Source organism: Spirosoma pomorum (assembly GCF_054776615.1).
Genome location: NZ_BAAHBP010000006.1, coordinates 26808 through 52789, shown reverse-complemented (window position 1 = coordinate 52789; position 25982 = coordinate 26808). Strand labels below are relative to the sequence as shown.

Sequence of the window (25982 nt, the reverse complement as noted above, 5' to 3'; positions counted from 1 at the left end):
GTAATTGTGTATTATTATCCCCTATTGACGAGGAGAACATGGCTCTAATAGAATTAAATGCGGTTATTTTGAATGCTGCTCAACGGTACATTGAACTTCAATAGAAGACCCCCGCACTACTGGATTAGGCGGAAGATCAGCACTTATCCATCAAGCCAGGAACAGTTTAACTCAAAAGATAGGCCATAGGTCATTGACGGACAATGATTTTGTAAATATCGTAAACGGTCATGGTTCTGTTGAGGATAAACAGGTGATCCACGACTTTGCCAAAGCCCAAGTGGATCTGCGCGATCAACTGGAGGATACTCGTTCTATCGGGTTTGTACTGGAGTAGGCTGAAATGACAAAAGATCTATTATACTACCGGGCCAAATACTCCGAGAAATGGAAATCGGAAAAAACGATCAAAGTTATTGAGGTACTTGACCGGCTGCGAGTGTGAAGCCAAAATTTTCTGGGTCAACCATAAGTGTAGCCCCAATCGAAGAGACGTTTAATTGTACCGTTGTTTACTAAAAGACATATAAAGATTACTTCAGTTCAGAAAAAATTGAGTTAAGATCGGACGGAAGCCCTATGCCTGTTTGAATGATGGGAAGACACCCTAGTCCGAGTGTATTCATCAAGGGCTAGCTCAAGTGATACGTGGAGATTTGGCAAGCATAAACCGAGTAACGGCGACGAACCAAATCTGCTATTAGATAATAGATCAACTATCTGCCGGGGCGCTGACAGTCCCGCGGCGACTGGGCCGCGATCAATTCGCCCGTGATGCTTAGTACACACTCCGCGGAATCAAGTAGTTGCCGTGGTCCGGCTACTATATCTATAATCTCTGTATAACATAGGGAGGGGTTTGCTACAAAGCAATAGACTTGATCAGACCCACACGTTTGTCCTTATGGTACAATCGTGCTGAAACTACGTTTATGTAAGCCAGTTCCTCATGAGGATAGCTGGTTTGCTATAGTTGATACGACCGATTACAATCGACTGGTAATAAATCGAGGCTTCTTGCTGTATTACATACTATATATAACGTAATAGGGTACTAAAAATAGACCAATGTTACTAAATTTGATAAATAGTCAATTTGATAGCAGCATGAATAAGTTATTACCCAATGGCTAATAGCTGACCTTCACCTACAGATTATGGCCGTTGACAACGGATAAACAGTAGTTCACAACTTACAAGAAATTCCAGGTAGTAGCTATAGCATGGGTACATGCTTATTACATGTACCCATGCTATAGCTAAAGAAAGTTTAATGGTTATTTTTTTCTAGTAGGAGGACACAAACGTTGGAGCACTTGGCCTGATCAGCTGAGAGGGGATTGACCAATTGGCCATAGTCGCGATATATTTTCTCTGGTAGAAGACCTATTTTGGTAGTCTACTCGTACAGCTTAACCTTTTTTTATCCATCATCTACCTGAAACGTATGAATTAAAACTACTTTCTGTCTTACCACCTACCTAATCTCAATAACCAACGCCTTCATTATTGAGAGTCTCGTATCTGGCTTGTTCTCCCGGTGCCATTCGTTAGCGTATCATTTACTGCGGGTTCCGTAGCATCTGACTCATAGCACGGAACTACGCTGTTACTACGGCGTAGTTTGTCAACCTTCACTCGTTTTTCTAATTCACTCGACTTAATTTATGCAACACATCTCTACTGCTAAGAGGAATTGGCTTCGATGGCTGCTCAGCTGCTTTATCAGCCTTTGGGTAACCACGACAGCACTCTCCCAGATATCAAGTTTTTCCTCCGCTCAAATTGAAGCCGGGACGGGCTGTGATTGGCCGTTCAGCTCGCTGGCTACCAGTCCGGCCGACAACAGAATTTATGGATTCTGGCGTAGGGGAGCAGGAGCAGAGGCCACCTACAAACTCATTCGCTGGGATGGGAGCAGCTGGACCACCCTAAGTACATTTGCTCCTTCAGGGACTACCAATTCACCAATTACAATCCCCAACTTTACTAGTGCCACTGATGACGTAGACATGGCTATCGATGCCCAGAATCGATTTCACGTCGTTTTCCGGGGATCCCGGGGTGATGGGCTTACTAGTACCCGGGGGGTCTGGTACGGGTTAAGCACAAACGGTACGTCCTGGACGTTCACGGAGATTCAGACCTTCTCCGATCCTAGTGGGTTCAAAAATACCAACGATCCTGTTATCGAAGTTGACGCCCAAAATAACCCGCACATTGGCTTTCTAACTTCTGATGCTAACGACCCACGTACGTATAGTATTCGATACTACCGCTATACGGGGGCGACTTGGGTTGGTGAGACAGCCTTTACTCAATCGGGTGGCTCACCAGCTAGTAACGAGATCAACAATTTTGACATGGCTATTGATGGCGCAGGCAAAGCGCACTTGGCCATTCAACGGGAAACCAATGGGCAGGGCCGAAACGGAGGCCTGGTCTATACAACCAACAGCTCGGGGAGTTGGGTCGCTCCTACGGTCATAGCCGAAGGCGCTCAAGACCAAACCCAGGGCACCACATTAGGCATCGATACTGATGCGGGCAATAAAGTACATATTGTCTTTTCTGGCTATCCCGGTCAGATTAAATACACAAATAACGCATCAGGAAGTTTTGCGACACCTCAGCAGATTAATGGTAATCTAGCGGGTAGTATCATTGATGGCTCCTTCCGGATAAACAGTAATGGCAGTAAGTCATTTGGGTATAACTCAAGTGGTTTGCAGTTTGCCTACCAACCTGGTGGATCCGGAAACTGGTTAACGGCATCGGCCTTTGCTCCCCAGACGGGTGTGAGTTTCGGCTCCTTCCCATCCGCTATTCTCTCACCCGGCGGTCGGATCATGGTATTGTTTGACTATTTGTCAACGGCAAGTGGTAATTGTGGGACCAGTAACACCCGGCGCTTATGGTATGCAACAGCGACTGTACCAACCACAGCTGCAGTCCCTACCGTAATCACTAGCTCTGCTAGTGCCATCACGACAACCAGTGCTAGTCTTGGAGGCAACGTAACGGCCGATGGGGGCGCCACTGTGACTGGGCGTGGTGTAGTCTACAGCAGCACCAACACTAATCCTACCATCGGCGGTAGTGGGGTGACGCAGGCAGTCAACGGATCAGGTACCGGTACCTTCTCGGCTACGATAACTGGTCTATCGCCGGGCACTACGTATTATGTACGAGCGTATGCCACCAACAGTGCCGGTACGAGCTACGGTTCCCCTGTTGTAACTTTCACGACCAGCGCTCCTACCATCACGATCGCACCGACCACCCTGCCCGGCGGTACTGTAGGATTGGCTTACGCCCAGACGTTCACTGCCTCAGGAGGCACTGCACCCTACACCTATGCGGTGACAGCGGGTGCCCTGCCTGCGGGTATGACACTGACTTCTAGCGGGACTCTGTCGGGTACGCCCACGGCGGGGGGAACGTTCAACTTTACCGTTCGAGCGATCGACGTAGGCGGCTTCATCAGTACGCGAGCTTATTCATTGGCTATTGCTGCGCCAACGATCACCGTATCGCCCGCTTCGCTGCCAAATGGCACGGCGGGCACGGCCTATAGCCTGAACATTACGGCCTCGGGGGGGACTTCGCCCTACACCTATGCGGTGACAGCGGGTGCCCTGCCAGCAGGCATGACACTGGCCGCCAACGGTGTCCTCTCGGGTACCCCCACGGTCAGTGGTACCTTCACCTTTACGGTGAGGGCGCAGGACTCCTCAACGGGCTCGGGACCCTATTCGGCAACGCGCGTCTACACGCTGACGATTGCTGCGCCAACGATCACACTGACTCCTGCCAGTCTGCCAAACGGAGCGGTGGGCTCAGCCTACACCCAAACCCTGACAGCCTCAGGAGGCACGAGTCCTTATACGTATGCGGTGACAGCAGGTGCTCTACCAACAGGTATGACTTTAGCCTCAAACGGTACCCTTTCGGGAACGCCCACGGGGGGGAGCGGTATCTTTAATTTCACCATTCAAGCTACCGACGCTCAAAATTTTAGTGGTACGCGGACCTACGCACTGACCATCACAGCACCGACCATTTCCGGATTGGGAGCAAGCCCGGCTACCGTCTGCCTGGGTAGCCCAATTACAGTGACGGCCAGTATTGGCCAGGTATCGGCTGCCTATAATTACACGCTGACAGTCGGTAATACTGTACTGAGCGGTGTATCCAGCGGTCCTTTCAGCCAGACCGTGAATGCGAATGGGTCAGGTTCTGCGAATATTAATTTAGTGGTATCCCAAAATGGCCGGGCCAGTGCCGACGCTAGTGTAACCGTAAATGCCCCCCCAGTGGCGGGTCTACTTAACAATGGGCCACTCATCTGTGGTGGTTCCAGTGTGACGCTGACGGCTAGTGGCGGAGTCTCTTATCAGTTCAGTACGGGCGCTACCCAAGTAGGAAGTGCTCCAACTGCTACAGTAACCAGCGCTGGTGTCTACTCGGTAACCGTAATCGGTACCAATGGGTGTACAGCAACCGCCAGTACCCAAGTGACAGGTGATCAGAGCGTGCCGGTGGCAGGTTTGACTAACGATGGTCCGCTCTCCTGCACCAAGACTAGCGTGACCTTGACGGCTAGTGGCAGTGGCACGTACCAGTTCAGTACGGGCGCCACCCCGGTGAACGGTGGCCCCACAGCCACGGTCACCACGGCGGGTGTATACTCGGTTACTGTGGTAGGCGCTAACGGTTGTTCCAGTATTGCCAGCACGACAGTAGTTGGTGATCAGAGTCTGCCGGTGGCGGGGCTGACCAACGACGGGCCGCTGTCCTGCACCAAGACCAGCGTCACCTTGACGGCCACCGGCAACGGTACCTACCGCTTCAGTGCGGGGGCGACTCCGGTGAACGGCGGACCCACGGCGACGGTCACCTCGGCCGGTGTGTACTCAGTAACAGTAGTGGGTAGCAACGGCTGCTCCTCTATTGCCAGCACCACGGTGGTGGGTGATCAAAGTGTGCCAGTGGCAGGGCTGACTAACGACGGCCCTTTGTCCTGCGCCAAGACTAGTGTCACGTTGACAGCCTCGGGAGTGGGTACGTATCAGTTCAGCTCAGGGGCGACCCCGGTGAACGGCGGTCCGACGGCTACGGTCACCACCGCTGGTGTGTACAGTGTGACGGTGGTGGGCGCCAACGGTTGTTCCTCGATCGCTTCAACCACAGTAGTAGGTGATCAGAGTGTGCCGGTGGCGGGGTTGACCAACGACGGGCCCCTCTCCTGTACCAAGACCAGCGTGACCCTTACCGCTTCGGGCGTGGGCGCCTATCAGTTCAGTGCAGGGGCTACGCCGGTGAATGGCGGACCCACGGCGACGGTCACATCGGCGGGTGTGTACTCAGTAACGGTGATCGGCTCGAACGGTTGCAGCAGTGTAGCCTCCACCACAGTGGTGGGCGATCAGAGCGTGCCGGTTGCAGGGCTGACCAACGACGGTCCTCTCTCTTGTACTAAGACGAGTGTTCTCTTGACAGCCTCGGGCGCAGGTACCTACCAGTTCAGCGCGGGCGCTACCCCCATCAATGGTGGCCCAACAGCAACGGTCACCACAGCGGGTATCTACAGTGTGACTGTGGTGGGCAGCAACGGCTGCTCCTCTATTGCTTCAACCACGGTGGTGGGTGATCAAAGTGTGCCAGTGGCAGGGCTGACCAATGACGGACCCTTGTCCTGCACCAAGACCAGCGTGACCTTGACCGCGTCGGGCGTGGGTACGTATCAGTTCAGCAGTGGAGCTACCCCGATCAACGGTGGCCCAACGGCGAGTGTGAGCACGGCGGGCGTGTACAGTGTGACGGTGGTGGGCGCCAACGGCTGCTCTTCGATTGCTTCAACCACGGTGGTGGGCGATCAAAGTGTGCCGGTAGCGGGCCTGACCAACGACGGTCCCTTGTCTTGCAATAAAACGACAGCTCTTTTGACAGCCTCGGGTACTGGTACGTATCAATTCAGCGGTGGGGCCACGCCAATCAATGGCGGCCCAACGGCGAGTGTGAGCACGGCGGGTGTGTATAGTGTAACAGTAGTGGGTGCTAACGGCTGCAGCAGTGTGGCTTCGACCACAGTGGTAGGCGATCAGAGTCTACCGATGGCGGGTCTGACCAACGACGGTCCCCTCTCCTGCACCAAGACCAGCGTGACCTTGACAGCCTCGGGCGTGGGCACGTATCAGTTTAGCCAAGGGGCTACCCCGATGGGCAGTGGTCCAACGGCCAGTGTGAGCACGGCGGGTGTCTACTCGGTAACGGTGGTGGGCGCCAATGGCTGTTCTTCAATTGCTTCCACGACGGTGGTGGGTGATCAGAGCGTGCCCACGGTCAGTCTGACCAGCAGTGGGCCTTTGGCCTGCAGTGGTGGCACGACAACGCTGATCGCGTCGAGTACCACCCCGGGTGCTACCTACCGCTTCAGCCAGGGGGCTATCCAAGTTAACGGCGGTAATACGGCTACTGTCACCACGGCCGGTGTGTACTCGGTGACCGCTACCGCGGTCAACGGCTGCTTCGCCGTGGCTTCAATCACGGTCACGGCCGCTGCCTGCAACTTCGCCATTAGCGGGGTGACGACAGTCTCGTGCGTGGTAGTAGACGCGGCCCGGGGTCAGCGGCAGGTGACGTTCGTGCCCCAGTACAGTGGACTTAACGGTCAGCCCGTCACCTTCTCAATAACGAACGAGTTGGCGGCCACCACGGCGGCTGGTCCCTACACGCTACGCTTATACAGTGACAATCCGGTGATCACGTTGGTGGCCCAGCAGGGTGGGGTCAGTAGCACCTTCAGCTACAACTGGCTCTCAGCGTGTGGAGGCTCAGTGGAACCACCGACCAACACCCCGCCAACGGTGGTGGGTGTGATCCCGGCTCAGACGGCCAGTGTGGGTCAGCCCTTCAGCTACGTTATCCCAGCCGGCACCTTCTCGGATGCCCAGACGCCAACTCAGCTGGTGCTGAGCGTGGCGGGTCTACCCGCGGGACTGGTCTTTACGGCTCCGGCCACCATCAGTGGGGTGGCCACGGCGACGGGCGTGAGCACGGTACAGGTAACGGCCACTGATCCAGGGGGCTTGTCGGCCAGCACCAGCTTCCAGCTAACGGTCACAGGCGGTACGGTGAGTCCGCCAGCGGGTTTTGCCATCAGCGGGGTGACGACGGTGTCGTGCGTGGTGGTGGATGCGGCCCGGGGTCAGCGACAAATTACGTTCGTACCCCAGTACACGGGTCTCAACGGTCAACCTGTCACCTTCTCGGTGCCAAACGAGTTGGCGGCTACCACGGCGGCTGGTCCTTATACGCTGCGCTTGTACAGTGACAACCCGGTCATTACCCTGGTGGCCCAGCAGGGTGGGGTCAGTAGCACCTTCAGCTACAACTGGCTCTCAGCGTGTGGAGGCTCAGTGGAACCACCGACCAACACCCCGCCAACGGTGGTGGGTGTGATCCCGGCTCAGACGGCCAGTGTGGGTCAGCCCTTCAGCTACGTTATCCCAGCCGGCACCTTCTCGGATGCCCAGACGCCGACTCAGCTGACGCTGAGCGTGGCGGGTCTACCCGCGGGACTGGTCTTTACGGCTCCGGCCACCATCAGTGGGGTAGCCACGGCGACGGGCGTGAGCACGGTACAGGTAACGGCCACTGATCCAGGCGGTCTGTCGGCCAGCACCAGCTTTCAGCTGACGGTCACAGGCGGCACGGTGAGTCCGCCAGCGGGTTTTGCCATCAGCGGGGTGACGACGGTGTCGTGCGTGGTGGTGGATGCGGCCCGAGGGCAGCGGCAGGTGACGTTCGTGCCCCAGTATACGGGCCTGAGCGGCCAACCCGTTACCTTCTCGGTAACGAACGAGCTGGCGGCCACCACGGCACCCGGTCCCTATACCTTACGCTTGTACAGCGATAATCCGATGATCACCCTGGTGGCCCAGCAAGGCGGGGTAAGCAATACGTTCAGCTACAACTGGCTCAGTGCCTGCGGCTCGAGCCAGGGGCGGGTTGGTGTATTGGCCGAGTCGACCATGCAGGTTCGGGTGCTGGGTAACCCCGTTGAGGGCGACGAGCTGATGGTGGAGGTGCGGGGGGCGCAGGGTCAGCCGCTGACGGCGCGGGTGCTGGACGAGCGGGGCTACCCGGCGGCCGAGCCCTTGTTGCGCCCAAGTGCTGAAGCCGTCGAGCGGCTTGCGTTCCGGTTACCCGGCGCTGGTGGCGTGTATGTGCTGCAGGTGAGCATTCCTGGTCAGCAGCAGAGCCTCAAGGTGATCAAGCGTTAAGGGGTCGTTGTGTCAATCTTGTTATTTGGTAATAAGGGGATCCTCCACGGGGGGTCCCTTTATGTTGGTGGGGTGGCTGTAACATTCACGGATAAAAAAGCCACACTTGACGGATCTAGATCGTTGTCGAGCATAGTATTTATTGCCATTTCGACGTTTTTCTGAACGATTGCCGGGTTAGGTGGTCAAAACAAAGCCAACTGCTTGTTTTACAAAGCGTAAGCGAGTCCAGAAACTCGAAGTATTGACCGTTAATTGAACGATTTTGAGCGAGGGAGGGGGGCTTAATCCCTGTTAAATTCATAACACAAGTCTTAAACACGACGATTTACCAGTCGATTGGACTTGCATTGTAGCTTTCGATTTAGCTTTCCAGTACGGCAATGATTCTCGAAGAGCCCATATCAGTTTCTGTCAAGTAACTCGAAATGTTTCTTAGTAGGCTCTCGCGCGTCTAGAACCTTGGCCAGGACCTGCTGAGCGGTATCAGCTTGTTGTTTACCGACGCTAGTTTCAATCAGCGAAATCAGTCCCTTGAGTTGCGCTTCGTTGAGGCCTACCTGTAGGCCTGCTCCCATATGAAACTGCAACTGGGACTCAACACCGACCATGCTAGCAAGACTCGAAATGGTGACCAGTTCCCGCTGACGATACGTTAGCACATCGCGACTGAAGATGTCGGCAAACAGGTGTTCTTTTAGAAAGGTATCGATGACCGGCGCAAAGGCATTGGCACCCATCTCGGCCGTGATGTCCGGTTTACCCATCAGCACTTCCAGGGTTTTCTTGCCAACGGTGTATTTATCGGCCTTCTGGTCAATCGGTGTAGCGTCTTTACCAAGGGAGTCGTTTTTACCCATAGCTTTCCGATGGTCAACAACGGCCATCAACGCATTAATGCCATTCAGACTGCGGGGAAAGCCACAGTAGGCATAGAGTTGAACGAGCTCTTCCTTGATTTCATTGATTGTCAGGCCTACGTCAAGCCCGGCGTTCAGCGCTTGTTTGAGCTTCGGAATGTCGCCCATAGTAGTTAGCGCCGAAATTGTTACGATAGACTGCTGTTTGGCATCTAAAGATTCAGTAGACTTGGTCTGCGCGTGCATAGGATAACTTATACTGACAAATAAAATGAATAGAATCAATACCTGAGTGAGTAAACCCGTTAAGTTCCCAGAGGTTGAGGTGACTTTATGATCGCGCATAACAGTAGGGTAGCTAACTTTTAGTCGTCTTGAGTTGCCTGATGGATGGCTCTTACGAAGACTGATTCTGAACATGTTAAGCAACCAGAACAGCTACCAGCAGATGAATAAGGGCCGAGGTTCGAGCTATGTAAATTTATCGAACAATGATAGTCTGGACAGATCGAACGACCATTGCTAGTCAACTTATTTTTGGCTATACTCCGCATCCGTAACGGGCTGAAGCCACGTGACAATGCCTTTCTCCGTATTCGGAATAATATACAGGTGAGTCATCTTACTACCAGGGCTGGCTCCGTGCCAGTGAACCACATTGGGTGGACATTTAACCACATCACCTTTGTGAATCAGTTGCCTGGGCTCCCCTTTGATCTGATGATAACCGATCCCATCCGTAACAATGAGGATCTGCCCGGTCGGATGAGAATGCCAGTTCGAGCGCGCACCCTTCTCAAAAGCGACACTGCCGGAAATAGTCGTAAAGATCGAGTCATTGGGGACAAGGCTCGTTACCCAAACAGTTCCCGTAAACGTGTCGGCGGGGCCTCGCTTCGCTGCCTGCGAACCCGTAATGACATTACTTCTTTGTCCTATGGCTAGAGGAGTAATTGCAATCAGGACGACCAACAGCAGTATACTCGTGCGGGCTATGTTTATTAATTGCGGGGTTACTACGAAATAGCCTGAAAAGTGGGCTGTCCTGTAGTGGCTTGAATTTTCCATAATCATTTGGCTAGTTTTCTGTTGCTTCAACTACAGTGTCTTCACCACTTTTGCCGGTATCCCAGCAACCACCGTATTGGGTGGTACGTCCCGGCTTACAACCGCACCCGCTGCCACGATGGCGTTTTCGCCAACCGTAACGCCCGGTAAAATAGTAGCTCCTGCACCAATCCAGGCATTCCGTTTGATCAGAATGGGCTGGAGAATGACTGTTTTGCGGTCAGTGGGGTCTAACGGGTGATTTTCAGACGTAAGCTTGACGCTGGGGCCAATCTGCACGTCGTCTTCTATCGTGATGCCACCAATATCCAGAAACGAACAGTTGTGGTTGATAAAGACGTTTTTACCCAAATGAATAAACTGGCCAAAGTTGGTGTAAAACGGAGGGAAAATCGTGGTCGACTCGTCGATCCCGGTGCCAATGATGTCACTCAATCGGCTGCGGACCTGGTCCAGCTCGGTGGCCGTGGCGTTCATCTGGACACATAGTCGTATGGTACGCGCCACGACCGCTGAAAACTGAGCATAGTCAGGATCATCTTTTCGGAGCGGTTCACCCGCTCGCATCCGCTGGAAAATATTGCTGGTTTCAGTTGAATGACTCATGTTTATTCTTGTTACGTCGGTGTTAATCAGCAAAAATTTATATCGACATTGTGTCTTCTTTTGTACCCAGTTAAACGAATCGACCCGGTATTGTTCAGTAGGAATAAGCAAGGCTGACATTCCAGACAAAATCATCGCTTGGTATATCCGACTGAATCTTTTGGTTGATGATTGAGGAAAAAGCAATGGGAAAGGAGGGCTTTGTCAGGGTAAACGTAGCGGTCGCATAGTAACCCTGCCGTCCATCTATTGTTACCAAATACAGTTGAGGGGCTACCCTCATATAAACCGAACCAAAAAAAGGATTGGTTAAACCATTTCCAGTAAGCGATACAAAATGGGTGTTTTTGGACCCGCCCGAAAGACCGTGTGAGTATAAGTAATACATACCTACGCTGACTTTGCTGGTAATACGGTAAACGGGGGCTAGTTCGCCCGCAAAATAGCGAACCGCAGTCAGATTATCAGTGGCAGGTGTGCCGGTGGGCAACAGTGGGCTATTTACAAAAACTACTGATGGATGCAACCCTGTCCCCAGTCGAAACTTTTTGGTTTCCAGAAGCTTATAGCGTACCCAAAAGATAAAATACCAGGGTTTGGCATCTTTCAGCGCAAAGGTCAATTGAGGTTCGAAGCTCAAGCGGTTTTTTCGCATCGCTACATCGAAGAATACAGCCGGTTTGCCCAGGGTGAAGGTTGGAATCAGCGAAACGCCATTGTTGGTGACGGCAATAGCGCCCGTTAAGCCTTTCTGCCGCAGCAAACTATCTGTTTGTTGAGAAAAAACGAGATAAGGAGTAAGACTGAACAGTAAAACAGACAAAACGCGCTTTATTAGCAATTCGGGCAGGGACTATGATTAGGTCAAATACGGTGGGATAGACTCGTTACATCATCGTTCATAAAAACAGCCTGGTTAACAACTGCACTTGGTGCCACAATGGCATTTAATCATATCGTAAGAGCGGGTAAATAATTCCCGCTCTTACGCAGTTAAACCGTACGCAGTAGCTTATCAGGGGTGATAGGCAGGTCACGGACACGCTGACCGGTGGCGTTGAAAACCGCGTTGGCCACGGCTCCGGCAAATCCGATCAGGGCAATTTCACCCATCCCTTTGGCACCCATCGGATTGATAATCGGGTCGGGCTTGTCGATCATGATCGTTTCAATGGCGGGTACGTCGGCGTGAACCGCTACGTGATAATCAGCCAGGTTGTTATTGACGAAACGACCGAATCGGTGGTCAATGACCGCTTCTTCGGTCAGGGCCATACCGATGCCACCGGCCACGCCCCCGATCATCTGACTGGCCGCCGTTTTGGGGCTCACGATACGACCCGAATCAGCTACGCTTACTGCCTTACTCACCCGCACCACACCCGTCAGCGGATTGACCCGTACCTGTACGAAATGCACCGAAAACGAATACATCGAATATTTCTCTTGTTCCGGACTTCCCTTCGAATCTTTCGTTTTGTCGATCACGGTCAGCTTATTGGCCTGCATCAGGTCGCTGACGGAAACTTTCTTTCCCGAATCGGTTGAAACCGACAGCACGCCATCGGCCAGCGTCAGTTCGTCGGCCTGCCGCCCCGCCAGGGGAGCACCCGCCTTAAGGGCTAGCTCCATCAGTTCGTTTTTGATGCCTGTACAGGCATCAAAAACCGCCGACCCCACGGCGGAGACAATGGCTGATCCGCCCTGTGTGGGCGCCTTGGGAAGCGACGTATCTCCGTACTCAATCTTGATGCGGTTCATAGGTACGCCCAGTACGTTGTGCGCGATCATCGTCAGAGCCGTTCCGGTGCCCGGCCCGATGTCGGTCACGGCACTTTGAATCGTTAGTGATCCATCCGCCTTTAGTAAGGCACGGGCGCTGGCCTCCCAGCGGAAGGCGCTAAATACGCCGGTACTCATGCCATAGCCAATCAGCCAGTCACCATCACGGGTGCTGCCCGGCTGGTTCTTCCGCTCTTTCCAGCCAATGGCGTCGGCTCCACGCTGATACGCTTCTTTTAGGTTTTTGCTCGAATAGGGTCGGTTTCGTTCCGGATCAGTCTCGCTGTAATTGCGCAGGCGAAATTCTATCGGGTCGAGGTTCAGTTTGTGGGCCATTTCGTCCATGGCTGACTCCAGCGCAAACGCACCCGTGGCTTCACCGGGGCCCCGCATCCAGATCGGTACGCTCCGGTCAAGCCGCACGATGCGGTATCGGGTACTTACGTTGGGGCAGGCATACATGAACTTGGTCATGTTGACGGTCGCTTCGGTAAAATCCTCGTATCTGGCCGTTTCGGCGGTAGCTGCGTGGGCAATCCCGATCAGTTTCCCGTCCTGATCGGCCCCCATGTTGATCGTCTGCACCGTAGTGGGCCGGTGACCCACCAGCGTAAACATCTGACTCCGGTTCATCACCAGTTTCAGCGGTCGCCCAATTTTTCGGGCAATGGCTACCACCGCCGTTTCCTGTGGCCAGGTACGCAGCCCCATACCAAAGCCGCCACCCATGAACTCCGTATGCACATGGATGTTCTTGGGGTCGATTTTAAAGGCTTGCGCCATCGCATTTTGCGTAGCATTCACACCTTGTGTTTTGGCATAGATCAGTAGCTGCTTGTCGCCCGTCCAGTGAGCTAGTATACCATGCAGTTCCATGGGGTTGTGCACTTCCACTGGAATCGTGTAGTTGGCTTCGAGGGTAACCGGAGCGGTTTTGTAACCGTCGGCTGTTCCCCGCAGGTAGTTGCCTCCATCGGCTCCCCTTGGCGCAACGCCTTCCGACACATGTTTTTGCAGATCAGTGCGGGCTGCTTGTTTGGTATACGTCGCTTTGACGAGGGAAGCCGCATAGATGGCCCGTTCGTAGGTATCGGCCACTACGATAGCGATAGGCTGACCATCGAACAGGATTTTGGGACTGCTTAGAATCCTATAGGTCTCCTCCGTTTTCGGCTTGGGTGCTGGCCCGTCCGCTTCACCACCCACGGGGGCGTCCCAGCCCGGAATGGGCGGCATATTCTGGTGCGTAAACACACCCAGTACGCCGGGTGCACCCTGCGCTTTTTTGGTATCCAGACTAGTGATAGCTCCTTTCGCAATTTCGCTGCCGACGATGACGCAATAGGATGTATTTGGTAACTCAAAATCGGCGAAGTACTTGGCCCCACCAGTCACTTTCATCCGCCCGTCGATTCGATCAATCGGAGGATTTTTTGTGTTATTTGTCATGATCAGGCGGTTTTAGTGGCGGTTTTCAGCGCGTCAACAATCGAGTTCGGGGCCAGCGTGAGTTTGAAATCATTCTCGCCGTAGCCTTTCGCCCCTTGCATGGCCAGCGTGGCGGCCTGTTTAAAGTTGGCTTCGGTAGCGGCTTTTCCTTTAAGGAATTCCTCAGCCGCCGTCAGTCGCCAGGGTTTGTGGGCAACCCCACCCATCGCTAGCCGAGCGTTTAGAATCGTCTTGCCTTTCATGTCAAGTCCGACACCCACCGATATCAGCGCGAAGGCATACGAAGCTCTATCCCTCACTTTCAGGTAGTGCGAATGCTCCGCAAACTGGTTCGTCGGTAGATCAACCGACATAATCAGTTCACCAGGCTGCAGGGTATTATCTTTCTGCGGTAGCTCGCCAGGTAGCCGGTGGAACTCGCTGAACGGAATTTTACGGTCGCCCTTGGGACCCGACACATTCACCGTTGCATCCAGTGCCACGAGCGCAATACACATATCGCTGGGGTGAACGGCAATGCACTTATTACTGGTGCCAAAAATGGCGTGCATTCGATTGTGACCGCCAATGGCTCCGCAACCCGCTGGCCCATTGGCCTGTCCTTTGTCGGGACCTGCCTGTACGGAGCTACGCTTGTTGCAGGGCATCGACGTATCGTAGAAATACGCGCAGCGGGTGCGCTGCATCATATTGCCGCCAACCGTGGCCATATTTCGAAGCTGGGCCGAAGCACCTGCATTCAGGGCCATCGACAGCAGCGGAAAATGCTTCCTCACTAGTTCGTTGTCAGCCACGGCCGAATTTTTGGCCATGGCCCCAATCCGCAGACCGGTGGCTGTTTTTTCAATCGTGGCCAGCGGCAGCTTATTAATGTCGACCAAGCGTTCGGGCTTGATAACCTCGCGCTTTATCAAGTCGATGAGATTGGTGCCGCCCGCCAGAAAGTAGGTGCCACTTTCTTTCGTGATTGCAGTAATGGCGGCTTTAGGGGTCGTAACCCGCGTAAACTGAAACGGATTCATACCTTGGCTCCTCCTTTTTTTACGTCCATGATCGCATCGACAATGTTGGCATAGGCCCCGCAGCGGCAGATGTTGCCACTCATGTATTCGCGGATCTCGTCGGGACTGTTGGCGTGCCCTTCGCGGATGCAGGCCACCGCCGACATGATCTGACCGGGGGTGCAGTACCCGCACTGGAAACCATCATGCTTGATAAAGGCTTCCTGCATGGGGTGTAATCGGGCTGTCGCGGGTGATGCGGCCGGTTCGCCGGAGCGATTCCGATCTCCGTCCGTCAGGCCTTCAATTGTCGTTACCTGGCAACCTTCAGTGGTCATGGCCAGGGTCAGGCAGGCGTTGACCCGCGCACCATCAACATGAACCGTGCAGGCTCCGCATTGGCCGTGGTCACACCCTTTCTTGGTGCCAGTCAGGTGGAGTTGCTCGCGCAACAGATCGAGCAGCGTGACGCGTGGCTCAATGGATAGCTGCCGAATCGTCCCGTTGATATTGACATGAAGTGGCATCTGCTCAAACGCAGTGGCTACTTTTTCATTTAGTCCATTGTTGACCGCAGCCATGGCGGCTGGCGGAGTCATAACTAGCGCGGCCAGCGCAGACGATTGCTTCAGGAAAATCCGCCTGGATGATGCTGAGTTAGTTGACTCGTCTTCTATGTTTTTAATCTCATCCATATAGCTTTATTTTTAAGGTTAGGAGATTACTAGTTTCTGCTCTGGGTACCCATTGGGAGCCGGAAACGTTTAGGCTATTGTAGGTCGTAACTTACCGTTACACTACCCGATCCCAAGGCAGCTTCAAGTCCGGCTGGGTTATCGACCTGTCCCAGTTTGGTGTAACTATAGCTTGTCGGGAATGACTTATAAAAGAGTACCAATGTAGTGGACCCATACAACATCAGATCACCGGCATTAATCGTTCGGGAATTGGCTGAATTGGTAGGCAAGCCTGCGGGGAAATTGTAAAGTTTTTCGTTCCCGTTTAACTCACTCATCGAGACAGTCATGGGTAGCCTGGTTTTAAAGGCCGTGACAGTCGGATTGTCCAGCAGGGTTGCGGTGAACGTAGTGGCCCCGACTCGGATTCTAAGCTTATTGCCGAGCGGCTTAGTACTAGCCGTATCCGGTTCCGTGTTGCCGCTGTTTTCAGGCACAGCAGCCGAAGGAGCCCCATTGTCATCCATTTTGCACGCCATGATTCCGATAAGAAAAAATAGAAGTAAGGTAAGTCGCGACCCGTTTATTGTTTTCATACTGATTCATTGATAACGTTGAACGTTATGAAGTTGAAAGGATTACTTTTCAGTACACAAAATTACCCGAAAGACATGGGCTGGTTTATAGCAAAACCACAGCCTTTTTTATGAATACCGCATCTCTAGGCAGGATAGATAGGTGGGCGGATTAGTTTCCAATAAAGGTTTGTTCTGGCTGTTAAAGCTTATTTACTAAGGACTTAAACGTGCATCAGGAATAGCAATTGAGTAGAAAGGCATTTGTTGTAGGCTAAAAATTACCCGTTCAATTATGAAAATACGATTACACCAGCATGCTGGTGAACTGACTGTAGTACCAAGCCATTCGCACGATTAATAAAGGATATTATTCGTTTGTTTATGATTGCTTGGTGTGAAGTCTGCCTAGTAGGCTCATCGTTATAGACTATACGGTTTATGAATCAACCAGTCGCTTAGTTCAACCCGGCTTCTGGGTGAGCTTGATATAGGCTAGATAAGACGGGGAGAGGTATGAGCATCCAGGCCAAAACTTTATTGACCGGTTCGTACGTCCATGCCAGGCTTTTATTGATGCTGTCAATGTCATTGTACTGGTCAAACCGTTCGCAATGCGAGCCGAAATAGCGTTCGCAGTTTTTGCAAAACTGGTTTCGTTTATGATCATAGAAACCAGCGACCACACCAACGAGCGCAATATTTAGAATGAGTTGGTAACTCATCTCTTCTTCCAAACTTAACTGGGGCGGGTTTGTGCTCGCAGGATACCAGGCGTAGGGTCTAATTTTAGTTAAGAAATGGCCATTCATGCGTTTTTGTTAGGTTTGATGTGTCTGTAAATGTTGGTGATCAGATTACAATCAGTGACCCTTATCGCCGATCGATCCGGTACAATCTTCCTCCGTCTGTAATAGCATACAAAGCCCCATCTATCCCCTGGGTGACGTCCCTAAAACGCTGCCCCTCACCCGCCAGCAATCGTTCTTCACCAACCACCCGGTTGTTTGCGATCACCAGGCGGACCAGGTGCATCCCGCTCAGTGACCCAATGAACAGATTGTTTTGCCACTCCGGAATTCGATTGCTGGTATAAAACGTCATTCCGCTAGGGGAGATGACTGGGTCCCAGTAATAAACCGGTTGTTCCAGCCCTTCCCGTTGCTGAATACCCTCACCCACCCGGGTTCCACTGTATTCAATCCCATACGTGATGATCGGCCAGCCATAATTTGCGCCAGGTTGAATTCGGTTGATCTCATCACCTCCTCTTGGACCGTGCTCACTTTCCCATAGCTCGCCCGTTACCGGGTGAAAAGCCAGTCCTTGTGGGTTACGAAGGCCAAGTGAATAAACTTCGGGTAAGGCCCCGGCCGTAGTCGCCAAGGGATTACCGCTGGAAGCCGTGCCGTCTTTATTGATGCGAATGATTTTGCCCAGACCTGAGTTAATCGACTGCGCTTGCGGCCGGGTAACCAGGTCTGAACGCTCTCCCGTACTCACCAGCAAGTTCCCTGCTGGATCAATCACCAGCCGACCCCCATAATGCGCTATTCCAGAGTATGCGGGTAAGGCGCGGTAAATGACCGTTGCTCCCTCAATTCTTGTTTCATCGGGTGATAAGGTGCCCTTGGCCACTGCCGTTACGTTCCCATCAGGCCGCGCTTCGGAAAATACCCAGTAGATCATTCGGTTGGTACTAAAAGCGGGGTCAACCCGGACGCCCAATAGTCCCCCCTGACCCGCGGGATTAACCGCTGGAATTCCCGTGATGGGTCCACTAAGCTGACCAGCCGGGGTAGCCAAGCGCATGCTACCGGCCTTCTCGGTGATAAGCAGTCGCCCATCGGGCAGGTTGGTAATTCCCCAGGGACTTCGCAGTGATTCGGTTACTACGCTACTCGTGAAAGGAGTCGTGGTACTGACTCCTGCGATTCTGGTTTGGCCCGAAAAGGCTGGGCGATAGGTTGAGTTCGCCGGGTTGGTTTCAACCGCTGCTGAGCCGGTGGAGCCCGTTGGAGGATTTGCGTTATCGGCCACGTCGGGCGAGCAAGACGTAAGCCCAAAGCAGATACTGGCAATCAATATTAGGCCGTGATTTTTCATTTTATGTTCAGCGTTAATGGATAGAACAATTAAACTAAAGTCTCCGACGCTGGAGTTAATTGCCGTTCATGGATAGGCCCTATTTTCTCTTTCAGGAAACCGCCTGTCCGCTGGCTGAAAAAAGCTTTAATTTCAGATAGAATAGACAGCGCGATTTCATCCGGGGTTTCGGCCCCCAGGTCTAAGCCTATCGGAGAATGAACCCGATCTAGTTCCTGTTGTGAAAAATGGTGGCCCGTATTACGCCACTCATTTTGCATTTTTTCATATCGTTTGCGGGGGCCTAAAACGCCTACGTAGGGTACGATAGTAGCTAGCAGGTTTGTCAAAACAGCCTGGTCATACTTGTAATTATGGGACATTAAAACGGCGGCAGTCCGGTCCGTAATCGAAATTTTCTGGGTCACCGCCTGCGCGTCTGCATACAGCACACAGGTGGCCTCGGGAAATCGTTTAGGCGACAGGTGCGCGATGCAGTCTTCGGTAATGGTCACCTGCCATCCGATTTCGGTGGCAAGACGCGTGAGCGGAATTGTATCGTAGCCAGCTCCAAAAATGACTAGTTCGATGCCGGTATCAATCCGCTCGATGAACATATCCACCAAGCCACCCTCCAGCAGGTAGGTCGTCGTCAAGGGTTTGCCCAGGTCCATAACGGCTTCCATATCGTTCAGAAGCCAGCCCGGAACGGCGTCAACCGAATTATCCGTACAGACAAACCGGGATCCTGCCGATAGCCTTGTCGCGGGGTCACTTCGGTAAACCGTAGCGATAACACGCTGATCCCGCAGCTGGACGAAGTCTCGTAACAGGGCAATGGGGTTGGTCTCATCCGTGGGATCAATGGGCTCGATAAACACATCGATGATGCCATTGCAACCCAGCCCGATCCCTAAGCTGTTCGCATCATCATCCATTGTGTCGTAGCGAACTACCATGGATTGACCATCCAGGATAACTTGCCGCGCTTTGCGGAGAGCATCACCTTCCAGACAACCCCCACTAATAGCTCCTTCCCAACGGCCATCGTCGCTGATAAGCATCCTGGCTCCGGGTCGACGATACGCTGATCCTTCTACGTAGACAACGGTGGCCAGTGCCAGCTTTCGCTGGGACAAGTCGATCTGGTCATAGATATCAAGTATGGCTTTAATCTCTTTCATGGTCAATCGTGTTGTTGATTAGCTTACGTTAAATGCTAACTCCAGGCTCAAGGATCAGCATTTCCTGATGATCGTTATCGTTTCTGGCCGAGAGAAATGACGTATAGTATAAACGGTTTAGCTCGCCTAATTAAATTATCAAGACCTCAACTTAAAAAAGCCAACTGATTCGTGATTCATTTACCGCCGGTATATCGACTTTAAGCAGTAAAGCGTGTTAACAAATACAAGTAAACACGGACTATAGACCTTGGCAAAATAACCTGAACTTGAGCAGACACTTTATAGTAAAATCGAATCATTATTTATGAAAAACGCATCTCTTGCAAAAAGATAAATTGAGTAATACGTTTGCAATAAATTTGAGGTTAAGCCGTTGACAGTTGATAATCAGATTAAAGTGCCCGATTTCCAGCTACCTTTCTGCACAAAATAGTTTATACTAATTTGATAATCATAAATTGCAATTATGAAAATGCAACGTGAAACCCAGCCCATCACGATGGTTTATGATAGTCCATCCGAGCTTCCCCCTGGCACCACGCCGGTGAGCCGACTGTACTACGAAGACTGGAACATTAAAGTCGTGGATCGGGAAAAAAGTGGCTGTGATAACTACCTCTCACCGAACCGACGGGATTTCTACAAGATCATGCTCATGACCAGCGGTACGGGTTGCCAAACCGTAGGGAAGGACAACTACCTCATTGATGAACGAACCATTTTATTCCTGCACCCCAATGAAATTGTGTGCTGGCGCAATGCCCCCGAAACGGTAGGAGGGGGGATCTTTTGCATGTTTAAAAAACGGTACCTGGATCAGCACCCTTCCCTAAAGCTGGTCATCGACCGATACCGGTTTTTTACCGAAAAAAAGATTCTGCGCCTTTCCGAAGAATCCACTCAGATGATTCACCAATTACTCACCCAGATGAAGATTGAAGCGGCCTCGGGCGGGGAGTTAGCCGAAGAAGCCATGCAGGCTTACGCGCAACTGGTTCTGATTGAAAGCCTGAAAGGAACAACCTACACGTCAACCGGTCCGATTTCTCATGAGTACCGGCATGTATATAATTTCTTCGAATTGCTGGAGAAGGAAACCAATCTGGCCAACCTGGACAAGCCCATTCGGATACGGACGGCTCAGGAGTATGCCCAGAAACTGAACTTGAACCCCAGTTACCTGAACGGGTTAGTGAAAAAGCATATCGGTCAGCCCATCAGCACGCTCATCAAAAATCGCTTGATCGAAGAAAGTAAAGCGCTGCTAATTCAGACCGATTGGAGTTTGCAGCAGATCAGCCAGATTATTGGCTTTGCAGATCAGCCTAACTTCAGCCAGTTCTTTAAAAAGTACGTGGGGATAACGCCCAATGAGTTTCGGCGTTCACCCATATCGCCAGCGTACGAGGACTGAATCGGCGATCTGTAGAATTTGATTATACCCACAACTAACCCGTTGCAATGGTCCATTTGAAGGACATTACAACGGGTTAGTTGTGGGTATAATACGTTACCTGTATGAGGGGAGAAGGTGTATCTCCCTTCTTATTTGCCGTTTAGTTGATCCTACCCGATGAGTTGTAGAGGTCAATGAGACTGCTGTCAGCACGGATTAGCTTAAAGTTCCTGGGATGTTGGACGGAAGATAATTTCATTGATATCGACATCCTCCGGCTGGCTGATGGCAAACGCTATTACACGGGCGAAACTGTCCGGGCTAATCCCTACCGCCCCTACATACTCTTTGTTGGCTTGCTGGATGTCTGCCTCGGTGATATGGTCCAGTAATTCGGTTTTAACCGCGCCCGGACACACGATGGTAGTCCGGATATTATACGGCTTCACCTCCATCCGTAGGCCTTCTGTCAGGGCACGCACCGCGAATTTGGTGGCCGAGTACACCGCCGAGCCAGTGAACACTTTATGACCCGCCACCGAAGCGGTGTTGATAATCTGACCTGATTTCTGTTCTTTCATGTGGGGGAGAACAGCGGCAATACCGTTAAGCACCCCTTTAAGGTTCACATCGATCATCGTGTCCCACTCGGCCACATTTAGGCGGTCCATGGGCGATAACGGCATGACACCGGCATTATTCAGGATGACGTCTACCCGGCCAAATTGTCCAACCGCTGAATCGACTAATTTCTTTACCTGATCCCGTTGCGTGACATCCGTAGCGATGGCCAGTGCTTTTCCGCCCTGATCCTGAATCTCCTTCGCCAGCGTTTCAATTCTGTCCGCTCTACGGGCGCCCAGGACAACCGTTGCCCCAAGGGCTGATAAGTGCCTGGCTGCCGCTGCGCCCATACCACTGCTGGCGCCTGTAATGACGATCACTTTCCCGTTCATGTTAATTTCCAAAAGTCGATTTTGAATAATTTTAGGGGGCTATGGGTAGTACGAAAAGAAGTTAGCTTCCAACTTTACCGATTGAGCGCCACATAGCCAGTTCCTGGCTGAAGCGATTATCAATTACTTCACAGGTCGAATCAATACGCATGGTGGGGCGGGTAGTTAGGTTATAAGCTGGCCACGCAGGAACATCTTTGGCGGCTGGTTTACCCGTCCGGGCGAAGGTGGTCCAGAGTTCGGCGAAGTGGCGGGAAGCCGTAAACCGTTCCGGCCGATTGCCTCCAAAATAGCTTTCCTTGGGGGCCGAACCGTCGCGGGGGGGCACCTCGTTGTTGAATTTAAACGAAATGTCCATCGCGTGGGGCGTACCCAGCGCATAGTCCGTGTCCGGAATTTTCTTTTCGGACTTGTAGCCGAAATTATACAAATAGACCGGTGCCCCACCTTGTTTCACCTTTTTCTCCGCAATGTCTATTGACCCCAGTCCCATCATACCGATCGACGATATGGCGACAAAAATAGCGGGGGCCGATGCGTTGGGGTTTGCTTTCCGGTACGTATCGACAATTTTCCCGGCATCAGTTCCGTATTGGGATTCCAGTTTTTTCTGGACGCCCTCAAAATCCAGTTTAGCAAACGCAGTGTCTTTACTTTGCCAAGCAAAAAACGTGTATTCGTCTTCGTTCCAGCCCACCAGTAGCGGCTTATCGCGCGAAATGGCCGGTGCGGTTGGGTCGAACGGATGATGGGGTAGCACTGTGCCATCCACCACTGGTCCAAACCCGCCGTAGTTCCGGCGCATCAGGCTCTGCGTCCGATTCTTCTCCTGAAACGGCGGTACGGACGGGAGCTTGTTCTGCATCGCCAGCAACGTAGCCGCTGGCACATCGAGCAATTTGCGCCAGTCTTTTGGGGCAATACTAAGTTCCTTGAGCAGCACGGCCGTTGTTTCGGCGGCTACGTCTTTGGGGAGCATGCGAACCCCCGGTCCGCTTTCAATCGAGGCTTTGTTGAAGTAGGGAGCCGCGTCGGGCATGGCGTACAAACAGGAGGTTTTCGCTCCCCCGCCCGATTCGCCCCAGATCATCACATTGTCAGGATCGCCCCCAAACTGGGCAATGTTGTCGTGTACCCATCTCAAGCCCAATGTAATATCGAGCATCCCCATGTTGCCCGAGCCGGCATAGTCTGCACCAGCCAGTTCGTCCAGATAAAGAAAGCCCAATAGTCCTAATCGGTGGTTTGTTTCCACGACGACGACGTCGAAGTTGCGGGCTAGATTTGACCCATCCTGCCCACCTGATGCACCGGAACCAGCCACAAATCCACCCCCGTGGCTGTAGAACATCACCGGGCGTTTGCGATTGTCGCTGGCCGGTGTCCACACATTGAGGAACAGGCAGTCCTCGGCGGGAGCCGGTTCGTTGCGCCGGGGAGGCTGAATGGCCGGTACACCAACCTGCAATGCATCCCGCACACCGGTCCAGGGGGCAAGGGGAGCGGGCCCTTGAAAGCGCCGGTTGCCGGAAACCCGCCCCTCGTAGGGTATTCCCTTAAAGATCGTTACGCCTTCAGCTCGAGCCCCTCTCAGTCGGCCGTGGGTGGTGGCTACTTCTACGAATTCGTCGGCTCGGCCAACGTTTGAGAACCCATATCCGGGTGCGGCAATGGCGGCCGTAGCCAGGGATAATCGGGTCAAAAATTCGCGTCGGTCTAAGGGGTTCATGGAGTTGGTGGTTTAGGCGTTTAGGTTTTGCTTGTAAAAAATTGGCTCTCTTAAATTTCTCTGCTTCTAGTCTCTCCAGTAGGGATGAGAATACCGACTGTCGTTTCGATATTACCCATTGACGCTGAGTTTATCGATCAGCTTGTCGAGGGTGATGGGGTACTCACGAACCCGAATACCCGTGGCGTTATAAACGGCATTGGCAACCGCTGGTGCCACACCAACCAATCCCAACTCACCAATACCTTTGGCTTTCATTGGCGACATGGTGGGGTCAACATCGTCGAGCAGAATGACCTCCTGATGTGGAATGTCGGCGTGCACGGGCACTTCATAACCCGCCAGATCGTGGTTGACAAAAAAACCAACCTGCTTATCCACCACCAGTTCTTCCATCAGGGCCGAGCCAACGCCCATGGTCATGGCCCCAATCACCTGACTGCGGGCGGCTTTGGGGTTCAGGATACGCCCGGCGTTACAAACGGCCAGCATGCGCCGGACGCGAATCTCCCCGGTATAGCGGTTCACACCTACTTCCACAAAATGAGCCCCGAAGGTATCCTGCGCGTACTCCTCAGAAAGGTTTCCGTAAGTCATTTCATCCGTAACAACCAGATCGGTGGCTTTGGCTGCGTCGCCCAACGCATAGCTGCGGTTACCTTCGCGTACCTTTCCGTCCACGAACTCGGCTTTCTCGATGCTAAGGCCTAGCGATTTAGCTACCGATTCGCGCAGTTTGACGCAGGCAGCATAGACGCCCGACGTGGACGAAGCCGCGCCCAACTGCCCACCCGAACCGGGCGATTCGGGAAATGTCGAATCGCCCAGTTTAACCACCACCTTATCCATGGTAATGCCCATCATCTCGGCCGCCGTTTGCCCGATTATGGTATAACTGCCCGTTCCAATATCGGTCATGTCGGTTTCGACCGTAACGATGCCTTCCCGACTTAGCCGTACGCGAGCCGCCGACTTTAGGATTGGTGCCCCCCGGATGGCCGACGCGACGCCCATCCCGATCAGCCATTGCCCTTCCCGGACGGTGCCGGGTTTGGCCTGCCGCTTGTTCCAGCCAAACTGCTCAGCCCCGGTTTTCAGGCACTCGACCAGTTTACGGGACGAAAATTTTCGACCGGGTTTTTCGGGGTCTTCCTGCGTGTCGTTTTTGATGCGGAAGATCACCGGGTCCATGTTCAGTTTCTCGGCCATCTCATCCATCGCAATCTCAAGCGCCATCATGCCCGTCGCTTCCCCCGGCGCGCGCATGGCGCTTCCTTCAGGCAGATCGAGCACCGCCTGCCGTAACTGCATGAACCGATTGGCACCCGCGTACAGCAGTTGGGTCGATGCGGTGGCCGTTTCGGATATTCCGCCGGGCAAATTACCCGACCAGCTTTCGTGCCCAATCGCGGTGATGGTTCCGTCGGGGGTAGCCCCGATCCGGACGCGTTGGATCGTGGCCGGGCGGTGGGTCGTGTTATTGGCAATCAGTGGCCGGGGCAGGGTTACTTTTACCGGTCGACCGGCGGCCCGGGCCGCCAGGGAAGCCGCGATGATGTCGGACAGGACGGTACCCTTCCCGCCGAAGCCGCCACCGATAAAGGCCGATATGAGCCGGATATTTTCTTTCGGGATGCCCAGCACCGTGGCGATGTCCCGAACGCCCCAGTTGATCTGTTGAATGGATGCCCAGCACGTCAGTTTATCCCCGTCCCATTTAGCAATGGTCGCGTGCGGCTCCATCATGGCGTGGGTCTGGTCGGGGGTGGTGTAGGTTTCATCCAGCTTAACCGGAGCCGACGCAAAGGCCCCCTCAAAATTCCCCACGTTTGTTGTCGGGGGTGGACTATACGGACCCTGTTTGATAAGGGGTGCCGAATCTTTGGCTGCTGTTAGATCGTAGGCTCCTTTGGTTTTGGTATAGCTTATTTTCAGCAGGGAGGCTGCCGCGCGGGCCTGCTCGAAGGTCTCGGCCACCACCACAGCGACAGCTTGGTGATAATGGTCGATATTGGGTCCGGCTAGTAGCCGGTCTACGTAGAATTGACCCGGCTTGAGGGGTCCAGCACTGGCGGCTGTCACGATCGCCAGCACACCGGGCGCAGCTTTAGCCTTTGTTTGGTCGATGGCCTTGATGCGTCCTTTGGCAATGGCCGCGCCCACGACGTACCCATAAGCGGGATTCGTCACGGCTTCGTTATGCTCATAGGCGTATTTGGCCGTTCCCGTTGTTTTTAGCGGGCCTTCAATGCGGTCGGTTGGTTTCCCAATGACCTTGAGCTGGTCGATCGGGTTGATTCCGGCAGGCGTTTCAAATTTCATG

General features: G+C 53.1%; 16 protein-coding genes. 2 read left to right on the top strand and 14 right to left on the bottom strand.

The features are described from left to right. Positions 1-1667 precede the first annotated feature (1667 nt). Positions 1668-8288 carry a putative Ig domain-containing protein gene (locus ACYVAD_RS09390; protein ID WP_461139232.1) on the top strand — a complete coding sequence of 2207 codons (6621 nt, stop codon included), beginning with the start codon at positions 1668-1670 and terminating at the stop codon, positions 8286-8288. 404 nt (positions 8289-8692) lie between these two features. On the opposite strand, the gene ACYVAD_RS09385 is transcribed toward ACYVAD_RS09390, so the two are convergent. The 11 genes from ACYVAD_RS09385 to ACYVAD_RS09335 all read right to left on the bottom strand — a co-directional run bounded on the left by ACYVAD_RS09385 (position 8693) and on the right by ACYVAD_RS09335 (position 19575). Next, a complete protein-coding gene (locus tag ACYVAD_RS09385; protein ID WP_164043912.1) occupies positions 8693-9493 on the bottom strand; it encodes a carboxymuconolactone decarboxylase family protein in 801 nt (266 codons plus the stop codon). Positions 9494-9679: 186 nt separating this feature from the next. Next, on the bottom strand, positions 9680-10216 hold the full coding sequence (locus tag ACYVAD_RS09380) for a (R)-mandelonitrile lyase (protein ID WP_164043911.1): 537 nt from the start codon (positions 10214-10216) through the stop codon (positions 9680-9682). A 30-nt stretch (positions 10217-10246) separates the two neighbouring features. Beyond that, positions 10247-10822, bottom strand: a complete 576-nt coding sequence (locus tag ACYVAD_RS09375) for a sugar O-acetyltransferase (protein WP_164043910.1) — start codon at positions 10820-10822, stop codon at positions 10247-10249. A gap of 94 nt (positions 10823-10916) precedes the next feature. Further along, positions 10917-11645 carry a hypothetical protein gene (locus ACYVAD_RS09370; protein WP_461139231.1) on the bottom strand — a complete coding sequence of 243 codons (729 nt, stop codon included), beginning with the start codon at positions 11643-11645 and terminating at the stop codon, positions 10917-10919. A gap of 170 nt (positions 11646-11815) precedes the next feature. Next, positions 11816-14053, bottom strand: coding sequence for a xanthine dehydrogenase family protein molybdopterin-binding subunit (locus tag ACYVAD_RS09365; protein ID WP_164043908.1), 2238 nt, complete (start codon positions 14051-14053; stop codon positions 11816-11818). Positions 14054-14055: 2 nt separating this feature from the next. Continuing rightward, positions 14056-15075, bottom strand: a complete 1020-nt coding sequence (locus ACYVAD_RS09360; RefSeq protein WP_164043907.1) for an FAD binding domain-containing protein — start codon at positions 15073-15075, stop codon at positions 14056-14058. Next, positions 15072-15749, bottom strand: a complete 678-nt coding sequence (locus ACYVAD_RS09355; RefSeq protein ID WP_164043906.1) for a (2Fe-2S)-binding protein — start codon at positions 15747-15749, stop codon at positions 15072-15074. Before ACYVAD_RS09355 ends, ACYVAD_RS09360 begins: the two co-directional genes overlap by 4 nt. 74 nt (positions 15750-15823) lie before the next feature. Continuing rightward, the gene (locus tag ACYVAD_RS09350) at positions 15824-16270 is read right to left on the bottom strand and encodes a cyclophilin-like fold protein (RefSeq protein ID WP_461139230.1); all 447 of its coding nucleotides are present in this window, start codon (positions 16268-16270) and stop codon (positions 15824-15826) included. A 494-nt stretch (positions 16271-16764) separates the two neighbouring features. Then, on the bottom strand, positions 16765-17118 hold the full coding sequence (locus ACYVAD_RS09345) for a hypothetical protein (protein ID WP_164043904.1): 354 nt from the start codon (positions 17116-17118) through the stop codon (positions 16765-16767). A gap of 61 nt (positions 17119-17179) precedes the next feature. Next, on the bottom strand, positions 17180-18412 hold the full coding sequence (locus tag ACYVAD_RS09340) for a PQQ-dependent sugar dehydrogenase (protein ID WP_164043903.1): 1233 nt from the start codon (positions 18410-18412) through the stop codon (positions 17180-17182). A gap of 29 nt (positions 18413-18441) precedes the next feature. Then, positions 18442-19575 carry an XdhC family protein gene (locus tag ACYVAD_RS09335; protein ID WP_461139229.1) on the bottom strand — a complete coding sequence of 378 codons (1134 nt, stop codon included), beginning with the start codon at positions 19573-19575 and terminating at the stop codon, positions 18442-18444. A 469-nt stretch (positions 19576-20044) separates the two neighbouring features. On the opposite strand from ACYVAD_RS09335, the gene ACYVAD_RS09330 reads away from it, so the two are divergent. After that, positions 20045-20992 carry a helix-turn-helix domain-containing protein gene (locus ACYVAD_RS09330; RefSeq protein ID WP_164043901.1) on the top strand — a complete coding sequence of 316 codons (948 nt, stop codon included), beginning with the start codon at positions 20045-20047 and terminating at the stop codon, positions 20990-20992. A 203-nt stretch (positions 20993-21195) separates the two neighbouring features. Here the strand turns inward: ACYVAD_RS09330 and ACYVAD_RS09325 are convergent, their stop codons facing one another. From ACYVAD_RS09325 to paoC, 3 genes are all read right to left on the bottom strand, one after another. Further along, entirely contained in the window at positions 21196-21930 is a 735-nt protein-coding gene (locus ACYVAD_RS09325; protein WP_164043950.1) for an SDR family oxidoreductase, read from the bottom strand. 61 nt (positions 21931-21991) lie between these two features. Then, positions 21992-23659: a carboxylesterase/lipase family protein gene (locus tag ACYVAD_RS09320; RefSeq protein WP_461139228.1), complete on the bottom strand. Its 1668-nt coding sequence runs from the start codon at positions 23657-23659 to the stop codon at positions 21992-21994. Between the two features lie 111 nt (positions 23660-23770). Beyond that, positions 23771-25981: an aldehyde oxidoreductase molybdenum-binding subunit PaoC gene (gene paoC, locus ACYVAD_RS09315; RefSeq protein ID WP_461139227.1), complete on the bottom strand. Its 2211-nt coding sequence runs from the start codon at positions 25979-25981 to the stop codon at positions 23771-23773. Position 25982 lies beyond the last annotated feature (1 nt).